20 protein-coding genes are annotated in these 21,357 nt (G+C 35.9%); 10 read left to right on the forward strand and 10 right to left on the reverse strand.

The window, feature by feature from the left end:
- The first annotated feature begins 2 nt into the window (after positions 1-2).
- Positions 3-722, forward strand: coding sequence for a DNA-formamidopyrimidine glycosylase family protein (locus BMX49_RS11520; RefSeq protein ID WP_034720917.1), 720 nt, complete (start codon positions 3-5; stop codon positions 720-722).
- Positions 723-781: 59 nt separating this feature from the next.
- On the opposite strand, the gene xth is transcribed toward BMX49_RS11520, so the two are convergent.
- From xth to BMX49_RS11535, 3 genes are all read right to left on the reverse strand, one after another.
- Positions 782-1,558 carry an exodeoxyribonuclease III gene (xth, locus tag BMX49_RS11525; protein ID WP_034720919.1) on the reverse strand — a complete coding sequence of 259 codons (777 nt, stop codon included), beginning with the start codon at positions 1,556-1,558 and terminating at the stop codon, positions 782-784.
- A 135-nt stretch (positions 1,559-1,693) separates the two neighbouring features.
- Positions 1,694-2,026, reverse strand: coding sequence for a 2Fe-2S iron-sulfur cluster-binding protein (locus tag BMX49_RS11530; RefSeq protein ID WP_034721576.1), 333 nt, complete (start codon positions 2,024-2,026; stop codon positions 1,694-1,696).
- Positions 2,027-2,067: 41 nt separating this feature from the next.
- Positions 2,068-3,120 carry an NAD(P)/FAD-dependent oxidoreductase gene (locus BMX49_RS11535; protein ID WP_034720922.1) on the reverse strand — a complete coding sequence of 351 codons (1,053 nt, stop codon included), beginning with the start codon at positions 3,118-3,120 and terminating at the stop codon, positions 2,068-2,070.
- A 141-nt stretch (positions 3,121-3,261) separates the two neighbouring features.
- Between BMX49_RS11535 and BMX49_RS11540 the strand changes: the two genes are divergently transcribed.
- Positions 3,262-4,029, forward strand: coding sequence for a DUF3108 domain-containing protein (locus BMX49_RS11540; RefSeq protein WP_034720925.1), 768 nt, complete (start codon positions 3,262-3,264; stop codon positions 4,027-4,029).
- Between the two features lie 120 nt (positions 4,030-4,149).
- Positions 4,150-6,573 (forward strand): DUF5916 domain-containing protein, encoded by a 2,424-nt coding sequence (locus tag BMX49_RS11545; RefSeq protein ID WP_034720927.1) that lies wholly within the window; start codon positions 4,150-4,152, stop codon positions 6,571-6,573.
- A gap of 107 nt (positions 6,574-6,680) precedes the next feature.
- Here the strand turns inward: BMX49_RS11545 and pheS are convergent, their stop codons facing one another.
- The 3 genes from pheS to BMX49_RS11560 all read right to left on the reverse strand — a co-directional run bounded on the left by pheS (position 6,681) and on the right by BMX49_RS11560 (position 9,252).
- A complete protein-coding gene (pheS, locus tag BMX49_RS11550; protein ID WP_034720929.1) occupies positions 6,681-7,691 on the reverse strand; it encodes a phenylalanine--tRNA ligase subunit alpha in 1,011 nt (336 codons plus the stop codon).
- A gap of 77 nt (positions 7,692-7,768) precedes the next feature.
- Positions 7,769-8,350 (reverse strand): RdgB/HAM1 family non-canonical purine NTP pyrophosphatase, encoded by a 582-nt coding sequence (rdgB, locus tag BMX49_RS11555; RefSeq protein ID WP_034720930.1) that lies wholly within the window; start codon positions 8,348-8,350, stop codon positions 7,769-7,771.
- A gap of 68 nt (positions 8,351-8,418) precedes the next feature.
- A complete protein-coding gene (locus BMX49_RS11560; protein ID WP_034720932.1) occupies positions 8,419-9,252 on the reverse strand; it encodes a CPBP family intramembrane glutamic endopeptidase in 834 nt (277 codons plus the stop codon).
- Positions 9,253-9,408: 156 nt separating this feature from the next.
- Between BMX49_RS11560 and BMX49_RS11565 the strand changes: the two genes are divergently transcribed.
- Together BMX49_RS11565 and BMX49_RS11570 are read left to right on the forward strand one after the other, a co-directional pair.
- Complete coding sequence (locus BMX49_RS11565) at positions 9,409-11,004, forward strand: peptide chain release factor 3 (RefSeq protein WP_034720933.1); 1,596 nt, start codon at positions 9,409-9,411, stop codon at positions 11,002-11,004.
- A 130-nt stretch (positions 11,005-11,134) separates the two neighbouring features.
- Positions 11,135-12,280, forward strand: coding sequence for a DUF4349 domain-containing protein (locus tag BMX49_RS11570; RefSeq protein WP_034720934.1), 1,146 nt, complete (start codon positions 11,135-11,137; stop codon positions 12,278-12,280).
- 173 nt (positions 12,281-12,453) lie between these two features.
- Here BMX49_RS11570 and BMX49_RS11575 read toward each other — a convergent pair whose 3' ends face one another.
- From BMX49_RS11575 to BMX49_RS11585, 4 genes are all read right to left on the reverse strand, one after another.
- Positions 12,454-13,524, reverse strand: coding sequence for a DUF2891 domain-containing protein (locus BMX49_RS11575; RefSeq protein ID WP_034720936.1), 1,071 nt, complete (start codon positions 13,522-13,524; stop codon positions 12,454-12,456).
- 413 nt (positions 13,525-13,937) lie between these two features.
- Entirely contained in the window at positions 13,938-14,180 is a 243-nt protein-coding gene (locus BMX49_RS14615) for a hypothetical protein (RefSeq protein ID WP_126337096.1), read from the reverse strand.
- A gap of 47 nt (positions 14,181-14,227) precedes the next feature.
- Positions 14,228-14,590: a hypothetical protein gene (locus BMX49_RS11580; RefSeq protein WP_034720939.1), complete on the reverse strand. Its 363-nt coding sequence runs from the start codon at positions 14,588-14,590 to the stop codon at positions 14,228-14,230.
- 14 nt (positions 14,591-14,604) lie between these two features.
- A complete protein-coding gene (locus BMX49_RS11585; protein ID WP_034720941.1) occupies positions 14,605-15,753 on the reverse strand; it encodes an acyl-CoA dehydrogenase in 1,149 nt (382 codons plus the stop codon).
- Positions 15,754-15,925: 172 nt separating this feature from the next.
- Here BMX49_RS11585 and BMX49_RS11590 point away from each other — a divergent pair, with 172 nt between their 5' ends.
- The 5 genes from BMX49_RS11590 to BMX49_RS11610 all read left to right on the forward strand — a co-directional run bounded on the left by BMX49_RS11590 (position 15,926) and on the right by BMX49_RS11610 (position 21,333).
- Positions 15,926-17,704 (forward strand): AMP-dependent synthetase/ligase, encoded by a 1,779-nt coding sequence (locus tag BMX49_RS11590; protein ID WP_034720943.1) that lies wholly within the window; start codon positions 15,926-15,928, stop codon positions 17,702-17,704.
- Between the two features lie 232 nt (positions 17,705-17,936).
- Positions 17,937-18,389 (forward strand): hypothetical protein, encoded by a 453-nt coding sequence (locus tag BMX49_RS11595; protein ID WP_034720944.1) that lies wholly within the window; start codon positions 17,937-17,939, stop codon positions 18,387-18,389.
- Between the two features lie 39 nt (positions 18,390-18,428).
- Entirely contained in the window at positions 18,429-19,007 is a 579-nt protein-coding gene (locus BMX49_RS11600) for a hypothetical protein (protein WP_034720946.1), read from the forward strand.
- A gap of 128 nt (positions 19,008-19,135) precedes the next feature.
- On the forward strand, positions 19,136-20,890 hold the full coding sequence (locus BMX49_RS11605) for an N-acyl-D-amino-acid deacylase family protein (RefSeq protein WP_034720949.1): 1,755 nt from the start codon (positions 19,136-19,138) through the stop codon (positions 20,888-20,890).
- 95 nt (positions 20,891-20,985) lie between these two features.
- A complete protein-coding gene (locus BMX49_RS11610; RefSeq protein WP_034721578.1) occupies positions 20,986-21,333 on the forward strand; it encodes a hypothetical protein in 348 nt (115 codons plus the stop codon).
- Positions 21,334-21,357 lie beyond the last annotated feature (24 nt).

Here is a 21,357-nt window from a genome sequence, read left to right on the forward strand (position 1 = left end):
TTATGCCAGAAGGACCAACAATTGTCGTTTTTAAAAAAAGGATTGAAAAATTTGAAGGTAAAAAAGTTTCAGAAAGTGGCGGATACAACAATCCGTTTGCTGAAGAAATCACAGGTAAGAAACTCATCTCCGTTGAAACTTATGGTAAATATCTCCTACTCGATTTTAAGGATTTACTAATCACCGTTCATTTTGGCTTATTCGGAAGTTTTCTCATTAATGAATTCAAAAAAGTAAATGCCAGTTTTTCACTTTTTTTCGGCGACGATTTTATTAATTTCTATGTCGTAAGAATTAAGAAATTGGAAAAGTATTATCAGTTTGATCAGGAGATTAATGTTCTTTCAGATCAGTATCAATCTAAGAAAACACAGAAACTTCTTTTGGAAAAATATGCTGAAAAAAACATCGGCGATGTTCTTCTAAATCAAGATGTTTTTCCAGGCTTGGGAAACATCATTAGGAATGAAGTTTTATTTTTGAGCAAAATTCATCCAGAAAGTCAGGTCAACAAAATTCCAGCAAAGAAAATTAAGGAACTACTCGAAATTATAAAAGAATTCTCGAAAGCTTCAATAGAATTAATCGAGCAAAAAATCTGGAAATCTTCCAGTTCTGTTTACAAAAAAAAAGAGTGGGAAAACCAAGAAGTGGTAGAATATGTGGCTTCGAAAATTAAACGTAAAACGTATGTGGTAGAAAAAGTTCAAAAGATTTATTAATCATAAAATCCCGTTTTTTAAAACGGGATTTTCTATGTTAAAAAGATAACCTTTGCTGGTTATAAATTCTCCAGCTCTATCCAAGTCGGCACATGATCACTACTCTTTTCCCACCCACGAACTTCCTTATCTACGCCGCCAGTTTTCAGATGAGGTATCAGTTCTGGAGAAAGTAGAAAATGATCGATTCGCATACCAGCGTTCCTTTCGTAGGCTTTTCTGAAATAATCGTAGAAGGTGTAAATTGTTTCTGCGGGATACAAGTGTCGCAATCCATCAGTCCAACCTTGAGCTATTAAATTCTGGAAGGCAGTTCTAACTTCAGGTAAAAAGAGTGCATCTTTTATGTATTTCTCCGGTTTATAAACATCGCTTTCTGTAGGAATAATATTAAAATCTCCGGTGATGATTACGGGTTTTCCCGAACTGATGAGAAGTTCAGCTTGGGCATCGAGTCTCTCCAGCCATTTCAGTTTGTAATCATATTTTTCACCAGGTGTAGGATTTCCATTAGGTACGTAAATGCAAACTACCGTGAGATCGCTGATCTTTACTTCTAGATAGCGACTTTGTTCATCGCTTTCATCTCCTGGCAGCGCAGTTCGAATAACTTCGGTGTTTAGATCTTTTGTTAAAATCGCAACACCATTCCAACTTTTTTGTCCGACCCAAATAGCCTGATAGCCGGCTTCTAAAATTTCCTGTTCTGGAAATTTTTCTTGTGGCGCTTTTAGTTCCTGTAAACAAACGACCTCAGGTTTTTCCTCCTCGAGCCATTTTAATAAAACTGGCAGTCGACCATTGACTCCGTTTACGTTATAGGTTGCAATTTTCATAATGAATACTTTAGTCAAAAATATTAAAATTGAACGACTTATCGATCGTTCATTTTTTAAAAAATCCTTTTAAAATCACAAAAAAATCCACTCTGTTTTTAGGAGTGGATTCAAATATTTTTAAAAAATATGATTTTATGGATAGGGCGAAATTGCGACCTCTAAACCGTCGATTTCTGAGGTAATGTGGATCTGACAACCTAATCGGCTGGTATCTAAAACGTGGAAAGCTTCACTCAGCATCGCATCTTCTTCAGCACCCATTTCCTGCACTTTTTCTGAACCTTCAAGCACATAAACCTGACAAGAAGCACACATTGCCATACCGCCACAAACGCCGATGGTTCCTTCTTCTGCGAGTTCGTAAGATCGAATTACTTCCATCAAATTCATCGACATATCAGTTGGGGCAACTACTTCGTGCGTAATTCCGTTTCGATCGGTTATCTTAAGATTAATATCCTGCATTGTTTTATTCTTGATTCTTTCTACTTTCAATTGGCTCTGCTCTAGTCAATCTTCATTACAACCGCTTTCTCAGCTTCTTTACGACTTCCGTCAAAACCATCAATTCCACTTACGGTGGTATATTTTAAGACGAATTTTTTACCAGGATTCAGCATGTTGTAGATGCTTTGACACATTAATGTAGCTTCATGAAAACCACATAAAATCAGTTTCAATTTTCCAGGATATGTATTGATATCACCAATTGCATAAACTCCAGGAATATTAGTTTGATAATCCAAAGAGTTATTGACTTTAATGGCGTTTTTTTCAATTTCCAAACCCCAGGTTCCTAAGTCACCTAGTTTCGGTGTTAAGCCAAAAAGCGGAATAAAATAATCAGTTTCGATATCAAAAGTTTCGCCCTCACGAACGACGGTGATTGCATTTAATTTCCCTTCGCCTTTCAGTCCGATTACTTCTGCAGGAGTCATCATGTGAATTTTCCCTTGATCTTTTAAAGCCTGAACTTTTTCCACAGAATCCAGCGCCCCACGAAATTCATTACGTCTGTGAATTAAAGTCACCTCACTTGCAATATTCACCAAGAAGATGCTCCAATCCAAAGCAGAGTCACCACCGCCAGCGATTACTACTTTCTTATTTCTAAAATGTTCGGGTTCTTTAATGAAATACTCTACTCCCTTTTCTTCAAAATCAGCCAAATTTTCTAAGACTGGTTTCCTTGGTTCAAAAGTTCCTAAGCCACCAGCAATTGCCACAGCTTTCGCATAATGAACAGTTCCTTTATTGGTGATAACTTCAAAAGTTCCATCTTCTAATTTGGTCAAAGTTTTCGCAGTTTCGCCCAAAGTAAATCCAGGTTGAAATTGCTTGATTTGCTCCATCAAATTATCAACTAATTCGCCAGCATTAATCGAGGGAAATCCAGGAATATCGAAAATAGGTTTTTTAGGATATAGCTCCGTTAACTGACCGCCTGGTTGCGGAAGTGCGTCGATGAGATGACATTTCAACTTCAGCAAACCTGCTTCAAAAACGGTAAAAAGTCCGGTAGGACCGGCTCCAATAATCAATATATCAGTAGTAATCATTAATTTAAAATTTGGAAATATTCCCACAAATTTACAAAAATTAAAAGAATCCTTTATGCCATACCTATGATTTATGTCATAAACAAACCCACTAAAACCAAAGTTTTATCTTTGTGGCAAATTATTTGCAAACCCCACAGCATGAAAAAGATTCTATTTTTATTTGCCCTTTTACTTATATCTTTCAGTTCTGCCCAGAAACTTCAAAACATTCAGTCTGGCGAAACCTTGCGCTACAGAATTCACTACGGAATTTTAAATGCGGGAACTGCGACTTTAACAACGGTAAAAACCACTTACAAAGGTCAACCGCACTTTTATGTGAAAGGTTACGGTAAAACTACGGGAGCTGTTCGGGCATTTTTCAAAGTAGAAGACAATTATGAAAGTTTCATCAATTACAATACGGGTCTGCCCAGCTTTTATGTTCGAAATGTAAAAGAGGGAACCTACACTCAACATTTTGAGACGGTTTTTAACCATAACAGTCAGACGCTGTATTTAACCGATAAAGAAAAAAACACCACGCAGTCTATAAAAACCGTTGCTGGGGTTCAAGACATGTTGTCTGCTTTCTATTATTTACGAAGTTTAGATGACAGCGAACTTAAAGTTGGCAGCGTGAAAAAATTAAGTGTCTGGATCGATGATGAGTTATTTCCTTTTCAGATTAAAGTAGTTGGCACCGAAAATGTCAAGACCAGATTCGGATATATTAACACTTTAAAAATTGTTCCTCAGGTCATGAGCGGAAGGGTTTTTAAAGACAAGGAAGGTGTTACGCTTTGGGTGAGTAACGATAAGAATCATATTCCCATTGCCATCAAAGCAGAATTAGCAGTGGGTTCTTTGAAGGCAGACATTGATTCTTATTCCAAAGTGAAATATCCCCTTAATTTTGTGAAATAAGTTTTTAAATTAAATATCAGAGATTAAATAAACGGACGCGGGTTCGTTTATTTTTTTGATTTTTTTTCGAAATCATGTAACATTTTATACGAGTAATGTGTCTTATTCCTAAAACACTCCATGAAAATTTTAATAACAACGCTACTGTTATTCTTTTCCTTTTTAAAATTGTACTCACAAACTGCGGAAAGCGATAGCATTTCTCGGAAGAAAATTAAAATTACAAGGATTAGTAACGCTCCAAAAATTGATGGCATTTTAGATGAGGAAATTTGGAAAAGTGCGCCCATCTCCAAGAACTTTGTAGAACTTCAACCTGAAAATGGTAAAGCAGAAGATCCAACATTTAAAACTGAGGTGAAGATTTTATACGACGATACTGGAATTTATTTTGGCGCAAAAATGTATGATCCAGAGCCCGATAAAATTGCGAAGGAACTGGTTGAAAGAGATGACGTAGGAAACGATGACTTTTTAGGCGTGATCATTAATGGGTATAATGACAAACAGCAAAGTTTAGAATTTATCGTCATGCCGAGCGGTGTTCAGTTTGATGCAAAGATGACCAATGATTATGGTGAAGATTCTAACTGGAGTGCCGTTTGGTACAGTGTTGCAAAAATTGACGCTGATGGCTGGACGGTCGAAATGAAAATCCCTTACTCCGAATTAAGGTTTCCCAAAAAAGACATCCAGGAATGGGGAATTAATTTTGTGAGAAATATTCAACGACAAAAGAGAAAACTAACGTGGAACTTTATTGACAATAAAAAAGGCTCTTTTATGCTTTATGATGGCGTGATGACTGGAATTGAAAATATAAATCCTCCTGTACGGTTGTCTTTCCTGCCCTACATTTCTACGTACGTTAATAATTACGATAATAAAACTTCGACTCTAACTAATGGTGGAATGGACGTGAAATATGGTATTAATGATGCGTTCACTTTAGATACGACGCTCATTCCAGATTTTGGCCAAACCGCTTTTGATGACAATATTTTAAATCTCGGTCCTTTTGAACAGCAATTTTCAGAAAAGCGTTCCTTTTTCACAGAAGGCACGGAACTTTTCAGCAAAGGTGATTTGTTTTACTCTCGTCGCGTTGGTGATTATCCTTCCAGAGAACCAAATTTAGAAGCTGACGAAATACTGCTCGACAATATTCAAAAAGTAAAATTATTAAACGCGACTAAAATTTCGGGAAGAACCAATAAAGGTTTGGGGATCGGCTTTTTCAATGCCATTACGAAAAAAACCGACGTAGAAATCAAGAATGAAGTTACAGGAGATATCCGCACTGAAACGGTAGAACCTTTAGCCAATTATAATGTCCTCGTTTTTGACCAAAGATTTAATGGTAATTCCTCAGTATCATTAATCAACACCAATGTTACGCGCGACGGAGATTTCCGGGATGCCAATGCCACTGCCCTTTTGGTTGATTTGACAGATAAGAAAAATAAATACAATCTTTATGGAGGTTTTAGAGGAAGTTATGTGAAAGACGGCAAGTCTGATTTCGGCACCAACATCAATGCAGGAGTTAAAAAGATTTTCGGTAAAAGCACCTATCGAATTGGGTTTGAAGCGATTTCAAAAGATTATAACATTGATGATTTGGGTTATACAGGACAAACTAATAAAGTAAATTACAACGGAAATTACAGCTATCAGCTTTTACAGCCAAGCAAGAATTTTAATTCTATTAACTGGAACTTCAATCTCAATTATGCACGAAGGTTAGATACCGACTTGTTTAAAAGTTTTCAGATCAACACCAACATTTCTTTCGAGGACAAAAAATTCAGAAATTATGGCGGTGGTTTAATGGTGACGCCAAATGGCGAAAATGATCTGTACGAACCGCGCGTCTTCGGAAAACATTTATTTATTCCGTCTTTTGTAAATCCCTGGATTTGGTTTAATTCCGACAACCGCAAAAAATTTACTTATGAATTGACCATCGACTATTATGCTTACAATCAAAAAGGACGAAATAGAGTTAATAATGAACTCGAACTCAATTACCGTCTCTCCGATCATTTTTCTGTTGGATATGAAGTGAATTATAATGTCAGCAATCAGGAGCAAGGTTTTACGGGCAAAGACGTAGACAACATTTACATCGGGACGAGAAATAGAAATACCGTTATTAATGGACTTACCTCAAAATATACGGTTAATAATAAGATGTCGCTCAGCTTTAGCTTAAGACATTATTACACCGAAGTCAATTATAAAAGTTTCGGAACTTTGCAGGATAACGGTGAAGTTTTCTCAATCAATAATTACTCAAAGAACAATCAGACTTATAATGCTTGGAACGTCGATCTACGCTATTCGTGGTGGTTTGCACCGGGCAGTCAGTTGACCCTGCTCTATCAAAATGTCACACAAAATTTCTTGGACTACTCAAAGATTAATTTCAAGAGCAACTTTAACAATTTATTTAATGAACCGATGAATAATACTTTAAGTTTAAAACTTACGTATTACATCGATTATAATCAAGCGAAGACTTGGTTTAAAAAGAAGAATTAAATTTTCCCAAAATAGTACCAAACGAAAAAACTTCCAGATCATGTCTGGAAGTTTTTCTATTTGATTTATAGTCGATTAAAAAAGAATCAAGTTCAATTTTTATTTAATTAAAGGCTCTTGAATTGCTCCAACATTCTTTTGTCATTTTCGTAGAACATTCGAATATCATTTATTTGATAAAGAAGCATTGTAATTCTTTCGATGCCCATTCCAAAAGCATAACCGGAATATTTATCTGGATCGATATTAACATTGGTTAAAACGGCAGGATCTACCATTCCACAACCCATGATTTCTAACCAACCTGTTCCTTTGGTGATTCGGTAATCGGTTTCAGAGTTTAAACCCCAATAAACATCAACTTCAGCACTTGGTTCTGTAAATGGAAAGTAAGAAGGTCTTAATCTGATTTTTGATTTTCCGAAAAGTTCTGTGGTAAAGAATTGAATGGTTTGTTTTAAATCTGCAAAACTTACATTTTGATCAATGTATAGACCTTCGATTTGGTGAAAAATACAGTGTGAACGGGAAGAAATGGCTTCATTTCTAAAAACCCGACCGGGAGATAAAATTCTCATCGGAGGTTCATTTTCTTCCATATATCGGATTTGAACCGATGAAGTATGCGTTCTCAATAACAAATCAGGATTGGTTTCGATGAAAAAAGTATCCTGCATATCACGCGCTGGATGGTATTCCGGGAGATTTAACGCCGTGAAATTATGCCAGTCATCTTCAATTTCTGGTCCGTCTGCCACGGCAAAACCGATTGATCTGAAGATTTCAATAATCCTGTTTTTCACCAAATTGATGGGATGACGCGTTCCTAATTCTGACGGGAAACCTGGTTTGGTTAAATCGTCTTTTTCAAAAAGGATGCTAGATGTAGTGGCACTCTTTAAACCTTCTAACTTTGCTTCTACGGCTTGTTTTAAGGTATTTATTTTTTGTCCGAATTCTTTTTTCTGTTCGTTGGGAACTTCTTTGAATTTCGAAAAAATATCATTTAAAATCCCTTTCTTCCCGCTATATTGGATACGGAATTGCTCAATTTCATCTTTATTCGTCGAACTGAAATTTTCTACTTCAACCAATAAGGCATCAATCTTTTCTAACATTTTCTTTAATATAAGTGAGTGCAAAAATACAATTTTTCGTTTAAAATCTCGTAGCGGATTTTAAGTAAAGTTTAAATTTAAGAATTACGCTCCACGAATTCTAAAAATTGCTCAATCGCTTTTTTACGGTGGCTGATTTTATTTTTATCTTCTGCTTTCATTTCGGCAAAAGTAAATTCATGATTCTCAGGAACAAAAATCGGGTCGTAACCGAATCCTTTTTCACCACGAACTTCTTTGGTCAAAGTTCCATAAACTCTCCCTTCAAAATAGTTGGTTCCAGTTTCATCAACCAAGCACATTACCGTTACGAAATAGGCTTTGCGATTTTCTACTCCATCTAACTCTTCTAAAACTTTCGCCATATTTTTGGCAAAGTCATGATCGCCTGCATACCGTGCAGAATAAATCCCAGGTCTTTCGTCAATTGCCTCTACTACCAAGCCGGAATCATCTCCTAGACTCGGTTTTCCAGTCGTGTTAAAACAATACTGGGCTTTGATTAAAGCATTGGCGTGAAAGGTAGTTCCATCTTCTACAATTTCTTCGTGGATATTATAATCAGTCAGAGAAGTCACGGTGAATTGATCTCCTAATATTTGTTGAATTTCTTCTTTCTTGTGAGCGTTGTGCGTTGCTATAAGGATTTCCTTTTTCATGGGTATGAGTAATGGGTAATGAGTGATGAGTTATATTAAAAAACTTTGTCAATATTTTTTAGACCGTACTAATTTTCAATGTAGTGCACTCTGTATTTTTTACTGAACAAAATATAAAAGGTGGTGAAGAGTACGATTCCAAGTCCTAAAAGTAACCATTCGGAAACCTGAAAAGTATCGGCGAAACTTTCTGTTTTATTATAAAATATTAAAATAGAAGAACATAAATTATTAAAGGCGTGCAAAAGAATGGGTAAAAGCAGCGATTTTGTTTTGTAGTAAACCAATCCCAAAACACTTCCTAATAAAACGGCTCCTACAAACTGCCAAGGATTTGCATGAACCAATCCAAAGACGACGGCCGAAATAATAATAGCCGTTTTAGGTTTCATTCCTTTATTGAGAAGACCTTTCATAATAATTCCTCGGAAAACTATCTCTTCAAAAACCGGCGCCATAATAACCGCAAGCAGAATCAAAGTAGCTTTGTTGCTGGTCATTTTCGCCATTAAGTCAGTAAAATATTGGTAATATTCGCCAAAGAAAGGACCTGTAATTGGAATAAGTGAGGTTGTAAATTCTGCAATTAACATCATTCCAAACATCATTGGAAATATTAACAGATAGGTCATCAAATTGGGCGAGCTCATATTAAAATTAAGTTTTTTTCCAATCTTCGGACGGTAGATAAAATAGTCAAAGGCGAAAATAGCTCCCATAAATCCAGCGGCGTTAGCGACTATCAGGTAATAATCTTGGTATTGCATATTCACATTAAAAGCAAACACGGATATTACATTTAAAATTGCAACCAAGAAACTTCCAGCCATAAAACCGCTTACTAGAGCGAGCGCACCTTTGCCATCGAAAATATATTTTTTAGCAACTGATTTTCCTTCCATGAACTTTTAATTTGGGCAAAGATAAATCTTTAAATAAAAAACCACGAACAGAGCTTGTTATTTGTCGATCTAAATTGTCACGTCGTAAATTAAAGAAACGGTTCACATTTTCATTTTCGGTAAAAAAAAGCGATTTTTGCAATCTCAAAAATAATTATGTCAGATCTACTTAAAGAAATAGGGAAAAGAAAAACCTTTGGAATTATTGCCCATCCAGATGCGGGAAAAACCACGCTTACGGAAAAATTGTTGCTTTTTGGAGGTGCGATTCAGGAAGCCGGTGCTGTAAAATCGAATAAAATTAAGAAAGGCGCGACTTCCGATTTCATGGAAATTGAAAGACAGAGAGGAATTTCTGTGGCAACTTCTGTTTTAGCATTTGAATATAAAGGTCACAAAATCAATATTTTAGATACGCCTGGTCACAAGGATTTTGCGGAAGACACCTACCGAACTTTAACCGCAGTAGATTCTGTAATCGTTGTAGTTGATGTTGCAAAAGGAGTTGAGGAACAGACTGAAAAATTAGTTCAAGTTTGTCGTATGCGAAATATTCCGATGATTGTTTTCATTAATAAATTAGATCGTGAAGGAAAAGACGCCTTCGATTTATTGGATGAAGTAGAGCAAAAATTAGGTTTAACTGTTTGTCCACTTTCTTTGCCAATTGGTATGGGAAGTGATTTCCAAGGAATTTATAATATTTGGGAACATAATATTCAGTTATTTTTAGAAGAGAAAAAACAAAGAGTTGGTGAAGCGATCAAATTTGAGGATATCAACGATTCAAAAATTGATGAGGAAATTGGTGAAAAAGCTGCCGCAACTTTGAGAGAGGAATTAGAATTGGTTCGCGAGGTGTATCCAGAATTTAATCGCGAAGATTATATGAATGGTGATTTACAACCAGTATTTTTTGGTTCCGCTTTAAATAATTTTGGAGTTCGTGAACTGTTAGACGCTTTTATTGAAATCGCACCCAATCCACAACCTAAAGAAAGTGATACCAGATTGGTGAAACCAGAAGAGAAAGATTTCACTGGATTTATCTTTAAAATTCACGCCAACATGGATCCGAAACACCGCGATCGATTGGCTTTCGTGAAGATTGTTTCCGGAACCTTTAAAAGAAATGAAAATTACCTTTTAGTTAGAGAAAATAAGAAAATGAAATTCTCTTCACCCAACGCCTTCTTCGCAGATAAAAAAGAAGTCGTGGACGAAAGTTTCCCGGGAGATATCGTCGGACTTCACGATACGGGAAATTTCAGAATTGGAGATACTTTGACTGGTGGTGAAAAAATGAGTTTCAAAGGAATTCCCAATTTCTCGCCAGAACATTTTAGATACATTAATAATGATGATCCATTAAAAGCCAAACAGTTAGCGAAAGGAATCGACCAGTTAATGGACGAAGGCGTAGCGCAATTATTTACTTTGGATATGAATAATCGGAAAATTATCGGAACAGTTGGAGCGCTTCAATACGAGGTTATTCAGTACCGTTTGGAACATGAATATGGTGCGAAATGTACGTATGAACCACTTTCCATTCACAAAGCATGTTGGATTGAGGCCGATGAAAAGTCAGATGAATATAAAGAGTTCGCGAGATTGAAACAGCGCTTTATGTGTAAGGATAAATATGGACAACCCGTATTTTTAGCCGATTCATCTTTTACGATTCACATGACTCAGGAGAAATTCCCGAACGTGAAATTGCACTTCATCAGCGAATTTAAGCAAGATTAATTTGTAAAGTCTTTGTAAATTAATTTGCAAAATACAGATAGAGAGACTCTTATTTATTTTAAGAGTCTTTTTGCATTTTTAAGGGAATGCTATTTGATTACCTTGTCTCGATTAAAATTTAAAAATCCTAATGAAAAATATATTGGTCACTCTGCTTCTCTTGGTCATGGCAACCTCTTGCAGCGAGCAGGAATTTAGCGAGGCAACAAGTTCTATAAAACGTGCCGACAGTCTTTTTACCAAAGCCAATGACGGTTTAAAAACGATAGATTCCATTTCAAAAAGAATCAATGATTCGGATGGAGTCGCCAGAAAAGTCCTAATTCCAACAATTGAAAAACAGACCAAAAGAATTGACAGCACGCTGAAATCTGGCAGATGGAAAATCGATTCCATTAATAAAGATATTGCAGAAATTACCAAACACGTAAAAGCGGGAACTGATGTTGCAAAAACTTTAGATTCTGCCAATAAAGCGCTGCAAAATGGCGAAAACGCAATTTCAGTTTTAGCTAAAACCGCGGATAAAATTTTGAAGAGAACTCAAAGTCAAAAAGCGACTATTCCACAAGATGAAGGAAATTCAAATTCTACCAATAATCGAAACAATACGGTTGTCGTTCCGCCGATTGTAGAGAAGAACCCTTTGGTTAAAACAGCAATTTTAGAAATTCAGGTGGAAGATATTACGCAAGCGAAATCGATTTTAAAACAGAAAATTCGAGAAAGCAATGCGGATTTGGTTTCGGAAAATTTCAGTCAAAAAGAAGGATTTGAAAGAGAATACGTCACACTGAAAGTACCACTTTATAATTTTGACAATTTGGTTTCTAACCTGTCAAATGGACTTGGAGAAGTGAAATCGAAATCGACGGAGAGTGAAGGAAAAGATTATATTTCAAGTCAAATGTGCGACATAGAAATTACTTTAGTTCAGAAAGAATTAACAGCATCTAATCAAATAGTTACTGATGATAACAATAGAGATTCTGATACTTTTGGATCCAAATCTTCGTCGGCATTTATGAGTGGATTTAAAGTTTTGGGAGAGATGATGATTGCGATTCTACCCTTATGGCCAATCTTCCTTATTGCAGGTTTAATCTTCTATTTTGTGAGAAGAAATAAAAAAAATAAGGAAATCAAATTGTTAGAAAATAAAGCTGATATTCCAGTTCAAAAAGCGGAAATAACTACTCCATCGGCAATCGTAGAAAATGACAAAACTGAGATTTCTGAGGAGCCAGATTACTCTAAATATTTACCGAAGAAATAATTTAGTTAGAGAAAATATCTGTGATTTTTATAAACACAAATATCACTAATGATTTTCGCAAATGTCACTAATAATAAATTACATTTAAAACAGAGAGGACGAAGAAATCATCTATTTCTTCGTCCTTTATTTGTGTAATTCGTGCAACCTATTTGTGCAATTAGTGTTTAAATTTATTCTTCGCTCAAAGCATAAACCGCGAAACTTGCTAACCAATGATCGCCGCCGTAATTCCCCTGGAAAAGCAAAGGTAAAGCGTTGGCTAAAAACTTATCAGAGGTTGTTGCAAACTGTTTTTTCAACGGGTGATTAGGTGGCAGTGATTTCGAAATTCCTTTCATAGTCCAGGCTCTGGTGAAGGAAAGTCCGACCAAGTGAACCGTTTGGAAATCATTGATATCACTTATGATTGGGATCTCAGATATGTTAGCGATACTTCGTTTTTCATAAAAAAGATTAAACCATTTTACAAACTCTTTCTGTTGCAGAATCCTGCGCATTAAATCTGCAATCTCGAGACTTGGAGAAAAGAAATCACTTCCGTCTGGTTCGAGATAAGCGGGAGTTTTTTGATCTTTTAAATAAAAGTATTTTGATTTTTCAACCAATTGATTTTCGAAAACTTTATCGTTAGAGATTCTCGCCCAATCAATCGCAAACGCCATGGCAAAGGCGGAATTCGGATGAACTCCAGTTCGGTTTGGATAGGTTTGTTTGGGTAAATAAATTTTCCAAAGGCGCAAGATCTCGTCGGTTAATGGTCTTAAATTTTGATGCCAAATTTTCGCTTGTGGATCATCCCAAGTCATCAGTTCTTGATCTAATTTCAGCAACCACGCCCAACCATACGTTCTTTCGAAATTCATTGAAACGGCATACTTTGTAAAATAGGCTGATTCTTCTTTTATTTTTTCTGGTTGAAAAGAAGTGTTTAAAATTTCTAGAATTTCTTTTCTATTAGCCAGATTTGGTTTTGACTTTAATAAGCGAACCAACATCCAATGTCCATGAACAGAAGAATGCCAGTCGAAACAGCCATAAAAACTTGGGTGAAGTTCGGCGGGTTTTAAAGCGGCTTCTATTTCGTTATTAATAATGTGAGCTGTTTTATTGGGATATTCTTGATTGATGCATTTCAGTGGTTTTTCAGCCAACTTCAGGGCAATCTCATCCGTGAATTTTGGTAGAATTTGAGCGTTGAAAGTGGAGGTTAATAGAACTGCAACTGGTATAAATTTTTTCATTTTCAAATTAAATTAATGGTAAGACAATAAACGCAATAACACAGGGGTTAAATAAAGTGGCTTATTAAAAATTACGGACGCAAAGGCGTTTGATTTCGTCGAATCGTAGATTTCACTCAGAACTCCTGAATTAACCTTGTCAAGGTTCTAAACCTTGACAAGGTTTTCTGGTAAATAAATTACTGAAGAGAGCTAGTTTGTAAAACTTAAAAATTGACTTGGGTATCAGACAAATTTGCAGCCCGAATTGAACGGACCTCTTTTTTATTGGTGGCTGAGCCTGTCGAAGCCAGCTATAAAAAAAGCGGGAGTCCTTCGACAAACTCAGGATAAATTCAGGCGGAAATCGCTGCCCTAAAAATTTAAAAAAAATAAAAAGATTCGACGAAGTTAAATGTCTGCCCAAATAAAAATCAGAAATTAAGCTTTCCGGTGGTTAGTAAATAATAGAAAATTCCGGCGCCGAAAAATAAAATTAAATAAATAATCACCAATATTTTTTGCTTTTTCAGAGCGGACAAAACCAAGAGGCCCAAAATCCCGGTTACTAAAACGATTAATTTCTGAATCGGATCGTCTAAAAACATGGAACCCGCGATTAACGCCAATGACAAAAAGTGGAAGATCCGTTCCTTCTGTAGTATATATTCTTTCATTTTCTAAAAATAAGAAATCCTTCCAGCATTCTGAAAGGATTTCCTCTTTATTTCATGTTGACTACTTTATCAACAACATATTTAGTATTCCCGCGCCATGGTATTGCACCATTGTATTCTTTGTAATGCAAATCGAACTGCTTTCCGCTGTTTTCTTCCAGCTGTTTAAAGATGTCTTCACTTTCTACTGAGAATTCAAACTCATAGCTGGTCAGTCCGCCGGTTTTTCCGCGACCAAACCCTTCTTGAATCAGTTTTCCTTCGTAAGTTTTAAAGATATATCCTTTCTTATTTGCGTAGTTGAGATAGCCAGATTTGACTCCTTCGGCAAAGACAAAAAAGAATTTATACCACATAAAACCTCCTAAAACAAGAACAACAGCGATTACAATAATCCAAATTTTCTTCATAGCGTGTATTTTTACTATTTACTGTTTTTTACGATGCTTCGTGAAATCACGATTTTTTGAATCTCAGAGGTTCCTTCATAAATCTGGGTGATTTTTGCATCACGCATCATTCTTTCAACGTGATATTCTTTCACATAACCGTAACCACCGTGGATTTGAACTGCTTCAATTGATGTATCCATCGCCACTTGTGAAGAATATAATTTTGCCATCGCTCCGATTTCAGAAATATCTTTTCCTTCATCTTTTTCAGCCGCAGCTTTGTAACATAACATTCTGGCTGCCATAATCGACGTTGCCATATCTGCTAATTTAAAAGCGATTGCTTGGTGATTGATGATTTCAGTTTTAAAAGCTTTTCTGGTTTGAGCATATTTTAAAGCCAGCTCGTAAGCACCTGAGGCAATTCCTAACGCTTGAGAAGCAATCCCAATTCTACCACCGTTTAAAACGGCCATGGCGAAATTAAATCCAAAACCGTCTTCACCAATTCTGTTTTCTTTGGGTACCACTACATCGGTGAAAAGCAATGAATGCGTATCACTTCCGCGGATTCCCAACTTGTCTTCTTTGGGACCGATTTCAAAACCTTTCCAGCCTTTTTCTACGATAAAAGCGTTGATTCCTTTGTGTTTCTTTTCCGGATCTGTTTGTGCGATTACAATATAGTACGTCGCTGTACCACCGTTGGTAATCCAGTTTTTGGTTCCGTTTAAGATATAATGATCTCCTTTGTCAACGGCTGTAGTTTGTTGTGAAGTTGCATCTGAACCAGCTTCTGGCTCTGATAAAGCAAAAGCTCCAATTACTTCACCACTTGCAAGCGGTTTCAAGTATTTCATTTTTTGCTCTTCATTTGCAAATTTTTCCAAACCTGCGCAGACCAATGAGTTGTTTACTGACATTACTACGGCAGCAGAAGCATCAACTTTTGCAATCTCTTCAATAGCGAGTACGTAAGCAATACTGTCCATTCCGGCGCCACCATATTTAGGATCAACCATCATTCCAAGCAGGCCTAATTCTCCCATCTTCTTTACCTGTTCGTGCGGAAACTTCTGTGCGTTGTCTCTTTCGATCACTCCTGGTAAAAGTTCAGTTTGTGCAAAATCTCTTGCAGCTTGCTGAATCATTAACTGTTCTTCAGATAAATTAAAATTCATAAAGTTTAAAAATTGTTTGACGGTAAAAATACATAAAATCTAAAACTTAAAAAATTAAAAATAGAGTTCATTGAAAATAACTATTGCACATTTAAATAAAAATGATATTTTTACATTGATTCAAGATGAATTGATCTGAATTTTGAAAGTAATCATTAAATAAAACTATAATATGTCAATAAAAAGAACTTTTGATTTCGCGCACAATGCGTTAGAGAAATATTCAAGAGAAGATATGTTCGTTACCAAGTATGACGGAAAATGGGAGAAAACCTCTACCAGCGAATTCATTGCCTTAGGAAATAAAGTTTCCCGTGGATTGCTAAAATTAGGAATCAAACCAGGCGACAAAATAGCTTTAATCACCACTGCAACACGCACAGAGTGGGCCGTAATGGACTTAGGAATCTCACAGATTGGCGCAGTTTCAGTTCCGGTTTATCCAAGTATTTCGGCGGAAGATTACGATTTTATTTTTAATAATGCGGACGTTAAATACTGCTTCGTGTCAGATTCTGACTTGTATGATAAGGTGATGAAGATTCGGGAGAATGTAGCGACGTTGCAAGGTGTATTTAGTTTTGATCAAATTAATGGCGCTCCGAACTGGAGAGAGATTATTGATTTAGGAAACGACGAAGCCACACAAGGTGAAGTTGAAGATTTATCGAAATCGATTAATACAGAAGATTTAGCAACCATCATCTACACTTCCGGAACGACTGGAAAACCAAAAGGCGTGATGCTTTCTCACCTGAACATTGTGTCGAATGTTTTGGGTTCTAATCCCAGAATTCCACGAGTGAAAGGTTTGGAGTTTAGCGATATTAAAATATTAAGCTTCTTACCAATCTGTCATATTTTTGAAAGAATGCTTTTTTATCTTTATCAATATAATGGGTACGCAATTTATTTTGCAGAAAGCATTGAGAAAATGGGCGACAACATCAAGGAAGTTCAGCCGCACATTATGTCGGTTGTGCCGAGATTGATTGAGAAAGTGTATGATAAAATTTACGATAAAGGAACCAGCGCGGGAGGAATTAAAACCAGAATTTTCTTATGGGCGCTCGGTGTTAATAAGGCTAAAGAAAAATTAGGGAAACCGTCAGGTTTACAGGAAATTATTGCCGACAAAATCGTCTTCAAAAAATGGAGAGAAGGTCTTGGTGGAAACATTATTACGCTTGTATCAGGTTCGGCAGCGTTATCTGCACGACTCAATAAAATGTTTCAAAACGCTGGAATTCCAATTTTGGAAGGTTACGGTTTGACCGAAACTTCACCAGTAATTGCGGTGAATAGTTTTGGGAAAATTAAAGTTGGAACGGTTGGTCACGTTTTAGATAATCTAGAAGTGAAGATTCAGGAAGATGGCGAAATTACGGTTAAAGGTCCGTCTGTTTTTAAAGGTTATTTCAAAAATGATGAAATGACCGCCGAGGCATTTACGGAAGATGGTTTCTTTAAAACTGGCGATATCGGACATCTTGATGATGAAGGATATTTACAAATTACCGATCGTAAAAAAGAAATGTTTAAAACTTCTGGTGGAAAATATATCGCGCCGCAAGTAATTGAAAATTTAGCAAAAGCCTCCAAATTCATCGAACAAATTATGGTAGTTGGCGATGGCGAAAAAATGCCGTGCGCCTTGGTTCAGCCGGATTTTAATTTTGCTAAAAACTGGGCCATTAGAAAAAACTTGACTATTGGAACTACGCCGGAAGAAATTGCAAATAGCCCTGAATTGAAAGAGCGAATCAAAAAAGAAATCGACTATCTGAACACCAAATTAGGAAGTTGGGAACAGATTAAAAAATTCGATCTCACGCCAGATGTTTGGTCTATTGAATTGGGTCTCCTCACTCCTACTTTGAAATTGAAAAGAAAGGCAGTAAAAGAGAGATATATTAAATTATACAATGAGTTGTACGGACATACCGAGTAGAATCTTGATGCAAACTTTCGAAGTGTGAGTTTCGAAATGTGTGCCTTTAGGAACAATTAATTATTTTGAAAACACGGTTTTTTAGCCGTGTTTTTTATTTGTTTTTTGATTAGCGGTATACTAGAATATATATTTTCGCTCTGTAAATACTTTCGGCTTCTTGAAGATTTTAAAAAATGCAAGTTCATACATTTGACTATCAACTATCAATTAATCAAGAAAAAATTTAGATATGAAAAAAACACTTCTACTAGTATTGGTTCTAACGCTAAACATCTTAGCAGCTCAAAAAATTAAAAGTGGCCAAAAAGCCACAACTGCGCAAAAGTTTGAGAAAATACAGTCACAGGATCTATCAGTTCCTCCACCGCCAATTACACTATTCCCCGCTCAATTTCCTGAAGGAAACAAGGGATTTATTAAAAGAATCGGCGAAAATTTGGGCAGAAAGATTTTAAACACGTCAAGTAAGAATTTAAAAACTCAAATTATTTTGAAGATCGATCCAAGTGGAAACGTCTTAAATATTTCGACTTACGGGCCGAATGAAAATTTTAATGAAGAGGTAAAAAAGAGTGTTAAAATAGTAACAGAAGATATAAAATGGGAACCGGCTAAAAATAAGGAAGGTTCTAAAGTTACCGATATCGTACGATTACCTTTTACTCTTAAAATAGTAGAGTAAGAAATCTCGCTAACGTCTAAGAATAGGCAAATACTTTTTATGAACTCATTCAAAATCTATAAAATACCACAAAAATATATCTGGACTAGAAGTCGAGTTATCATCATTTCTTTGGTTGTTGTATTTTTAATTTTCATTATTAAAGTCGGCTTTATTGGTAAAACAGATAGTGATATTGTAGAGAAAATTTTCGGCTATCTTTCCATTACTTTAATGGTTGCTGGTCTAATTAATTCGTTTTTCAGAGAACAGTTAAAAGGAACTTTAGACGGATTATTAAAATTTGAAAACGACGGAATAACCATTGAAGACAGAAAATTTCAGTTGGATGATATTCGTTTAATAAAAATTCAAATTACAGATTACGCTGGAAAACAAATTAGCACAATACCTATGATTTGGGAGATGTATTCCTCGGGCGTGGAAAATAAAGTTGTAATTATTCTACATACAGGTGAAGTTAAAACGTGCTATTTTCAACTGCAGGGTGAAAACCATTTGATGAGAGCTTCCGATGAACTTTATGCTTATTATAGCGCCGGAAAAATGCTAACTGAAAATTATAATGGCATCACCAGAGATTGCTTTTATATGTTAAGGTCAACTGAATTTCTATAAAAGTCATCGACACTGTTTTAAAGTGATTTCTCTCGGTAACTAAAATTTCAAGAATAAAGAGTTGGATAAAAACGCAACTGAATATGGATACATTAATTTAATTAACTTAATTCTTTTAAGAGGCAAAAATGAAAACACTTATTAAAAACGGACTATTTTTCTCTGGAGATCCAACTGAGAAGGCACATATTCAAGATGTATTAATTGATGACAACGGTCAGATTTTAGAAATTGGATCAAGTCTGTCTGCTGATGAAGATACTGCAGAAATTATTGAGGCCGAAGGAAAATGGATTGTTCCAGGATTTGTCGATTCCCACACGCATTACGACGCGGAAGTTCTAGCGTCTCCAGGTTTGAAAGAGTCTGCGCGGCATGGTGTGACGACCATTATTTTGGGAAGCTGTTCTGTTTCTGCAGTATTTAATAGTCCTGAAGACACAGCCGATTCTTTCACTAGAGTTGAAGCCATTCCCAGAGAAGTGATGTTGCCTTTACTCGAAAAAGAAAAATCGTGGAATGCTCCAAAAGAATGGAAAACATATATCAATAAATTGCCTTTGGGAATTAATGTCGCTTCTTTTATAGGACATTCAGATATTCGGATGAAAGCTCTGGGTATCGAGCGTTCTCTTTCAGATAATGTTACCGCCACCAAAGAAGAGAAAGACCAAATGCTCGGTATGTTAAACGAGGCTTTGGATGAAGGTTTTATTGGGTTATCAACCATGGATAATCCGTGGGATAAAATGGATGGCGATCGCTATTGGTCTCATAAAACGCCGTCCTTCTACTCGTCCTGGATAGAAAGAAAAAGTTTAATTGAACTCCTTCGAAAAAGAGACGCGATTCTTCAAGGCGCGCCGAATTTGGTAACCAGAGTCAATGCTTTTAATTATATGTTAGCGAGTACAGGAGTTTTCAGAAAGCCTTTAAAAACGACTATGATTGCGATGATGGATTTAATTGGCGATCGCTATATTTATCCTATAATCGCTTCGGCGTCAACGGCGATCAATGTTTTAGGGAACGCCAATTTCAGAATGCAATCTCCACCGTGTCCGTTTACAGTTTATTATGATGGCGTAGATTCAGTAATGTTTGAAGAATTCCCGAGCGGTGAAGCGCTTCGGAATCTGGCAAAAGAATTGGATCAAAGAGATGAGTTAATTTCGAACAAGGAATTTAGAGACAATTTTAAAAAAGAAATCAAGAAAAAATTCGCTCCGAAAGTCTGGCATAAAGATTTAAGCAAAGCAGTGATTATTGATTGTCCCGACCAAAGTTTAATTGGGAAAAACTTCTATGAAATCGCAGAAGAGAAAAATCAACATCCAGTAGATGTTTTTTTAGATACGATTATTCAATATGATAAAAAGATACGCTGGACGACTACCATTGCAAACGACCGCAAAGAAAAGTACAAAGATCTTTATAACTTTAAATATAATTTAATAAGTTTTTCAGATGCTGGCGCCCATTTAAATAATATGGCTTTTTATAATTTCCCTTTGAAAATGATGAAGACTGTTCAGGAATCCATTGACAACGGAAACCCAATCATGAGTATGGAAAAATGCATTTGGAGATTAACAAAAGAGCAAGGAGATTGGTTTGGTCTGGATTGTGGACATTTAGCAAAAGGTAAAATAGCGGACTTGGTCATCATCGATCCAACGACGTTTAACAATATCACTGAAGACGTTGAACTTGATGTGATAGAAGAATTTGGAAATTATGAAAGATTGGTGAATCGGAACGAGGGCGTCATTTCAAGAGTTCTGGTTGGCGGAAAAACCATTTTCAAAAATGAAGGATTTGTTTCAGATTACGGCAAGTCCAGAAAATATGGCCGATTTTTAGAGAAAAGTGGTAAGAACTAATTCAAAAGTATTTTGTTACTTTAAAATCGACTGTTTCAAGATTATATCCGTTATCAAACGGATATTTTTATATATTTGAGTATCAAATGATTCTTATGGAAAACTGTCTGGAATGTGGCGAAAAAATTATCGGCAGAAGCGATAAGAAATTCTGCAACGATGGTTGCCGAAACGCCTACAATAACAAGCACAACAAAGATTCGTCCAATCTAATGCGCAATATCAATAACAAGTTGCGTAAAAATCACCGCGTTCTTTCTGAACAGAAATTCTTTGAAGGAAAAGCCAAAACGACTCGGAATAGACTACTTTCTGAAGGTTTCGATTTCGAATATTTCACTAGTTTAATCATCTATAAAAACGGCGCTGAATATCGGTTCCTATATGATATCGGTTATAAGTTGTTGGAAGATGATTGGATTCTGTTGGTAAGAAAAGAATAAATTACATTTGGATTAATTTAATAT

Source organism: Kaistella antarctica (assembly GCF_900109615.1).
GTDB classification, from domain to species: domain Bacteria; phylum Bacteroidota; class Bacteroidia; order Flavobacteriales; family Weeksellaceae; genus Kaistella; species Kaistella antarctica.

Excerpts from the sequence above, each read along its gene's own strand:
- BMX49_RS11520 (WP_034720917.1), top strand. The coding sequence starts at position 3 with ATGCCAGAAGGACCAACAATTGTCGTTTTTAAAAAAAGGATTGAAAAA.
- xth (WP_034720919.1), bottom strand. The coding sequence starts at position 1,558 with ATGAAAATTGCAACCTATAACGTAAACGGAGTCAATGGTCGACTGCCA.
- BMX49_RS11530 (WP_034721576.1), bottom strand. The coding sequence starts at position 2,026 with ATGCAGGATATTAATCTTAAGATAACCGATCGAAACGGAATTACGCAC.
- BMX49_RS11535 (WP_034720922.1), bottom strand. The coding sequence starts at position 3,120 with ATGATTACTACTGATATATTGATTATTGGAGCCGGTCCTACCGGACTT.
- BMX49_RS11540 (WP_034720925.1), top strand. The coding sequence starts at position 3,262 with ATGAAAAAGATTCTATTTTTATTTGCCCTTTTACTTATATCTTTCAGT.
- BMX49_RS11545 (WP_034720927.1), top strand. The coding sequence starts at position 4,150 with ATGAAAATTTTAATAACAACGCTACTGTTATTCTTTTCCTTTTTAAAA.
- pheS (WP_034720929.1), bottom strand. The coding sequence starts at position 7,691 with ATGTTAGAAAAGATTGATGCCTTATTGGTTGAAGTAGAAAATTTCAGT.
- rdgB (WP_034720930.1), bottom strand. The coding sequence starts at position 8,350 with ATGAAAAAGGAAATCCTTATAGCAACGCACAACGCTCACAAGAAAGAA.
- BMX49_RS11560 (WP_034720932.1), bottom strand. The coding sequence starts at position 9,252 with ATGGAAGGAAAATCAGTTGCTAAAAAATATATTTTCGATGGCAAAGGT.
- BMX49_RS11565 (WP_034720933.1), top strand. The coding sequence starts at position 9,409 with ATGTCAGATCTACTTAAAGAAATAGGGAAAAGAAAAACCTTTGGAATT.
- BMX49_RS11570 (WP_034720934.1), top strand. The coding sequence starts at position 11,135 with ATGAAAAATATATTGGTCACTCTGCTTCTCTTGGTCATGGCAACCTCT.
- BMX49_RS11575 (WP_034720936.1), bottom strand. The coding sequence starts at position 13,524 with ATGAAAAAATTTATACCAGTTGCAGTTCTATTAACCTCCACTTTCAAC.
- BMX49_RS14615 (WP_126337096.1), bottom strand. The coding sequence starts at position 14,180 with ATGAAAGAATATATACTACAGAAGGAACGGATCTTCCACTTTTTGTCA.
- BMX49_RS11580 (WP_034720939.1), bottom strand. The coding sequence starts at position 14,590 with ATGAAGAAAATTTGGATTATTGTAATCGCTGTTGTTCTTGTTTTAGGA.
- BMX49_RS11585 (WP_034720941.1), bottom strand. The coding sequence starts at position 15,753 with ATGAATTTTAATTTATCTGAAGAACAGTTAATGATTCAGCAAGCTGCA.
- BMX49_RS11590 (WP_034720943.1), top strand. The coding sequence starts at position 15,926 with ATGTCAATAAAAAGAACTTTTGATTTCGCGCACAATGCGTTAGAGAAA.
- BMX49_RS11595 (WP_034720944.1), top strand. The coding sequence starts at position 17,937 with ATGAAAAAAACACTTCTACTAGTATTGGTTCTAACGCTAAACATCTTA.
- BMX49_RS11600 (WP_034720946.1), top strand. The coding sequence starts at position 18,429 with ATGAACTCATTCAAAATCTATAAAATACCACAAAAATATATCTGGACT.
- BMX49_RS11605 (WP_034720949.1), top strand. The coding sequence starts at position 19,136 with ATGAAAACACTTATTAAAAACGGACTATTTTTCTCTGGAGATCCAACT.
- BMX49_RS11610 (WP_034721578.1), top strand. The coding sequence starts at position 20,986 with ATGGAAAACTGTCTGGAATGTGGCGAAAAAATTATCGGCAGAAGCGAT.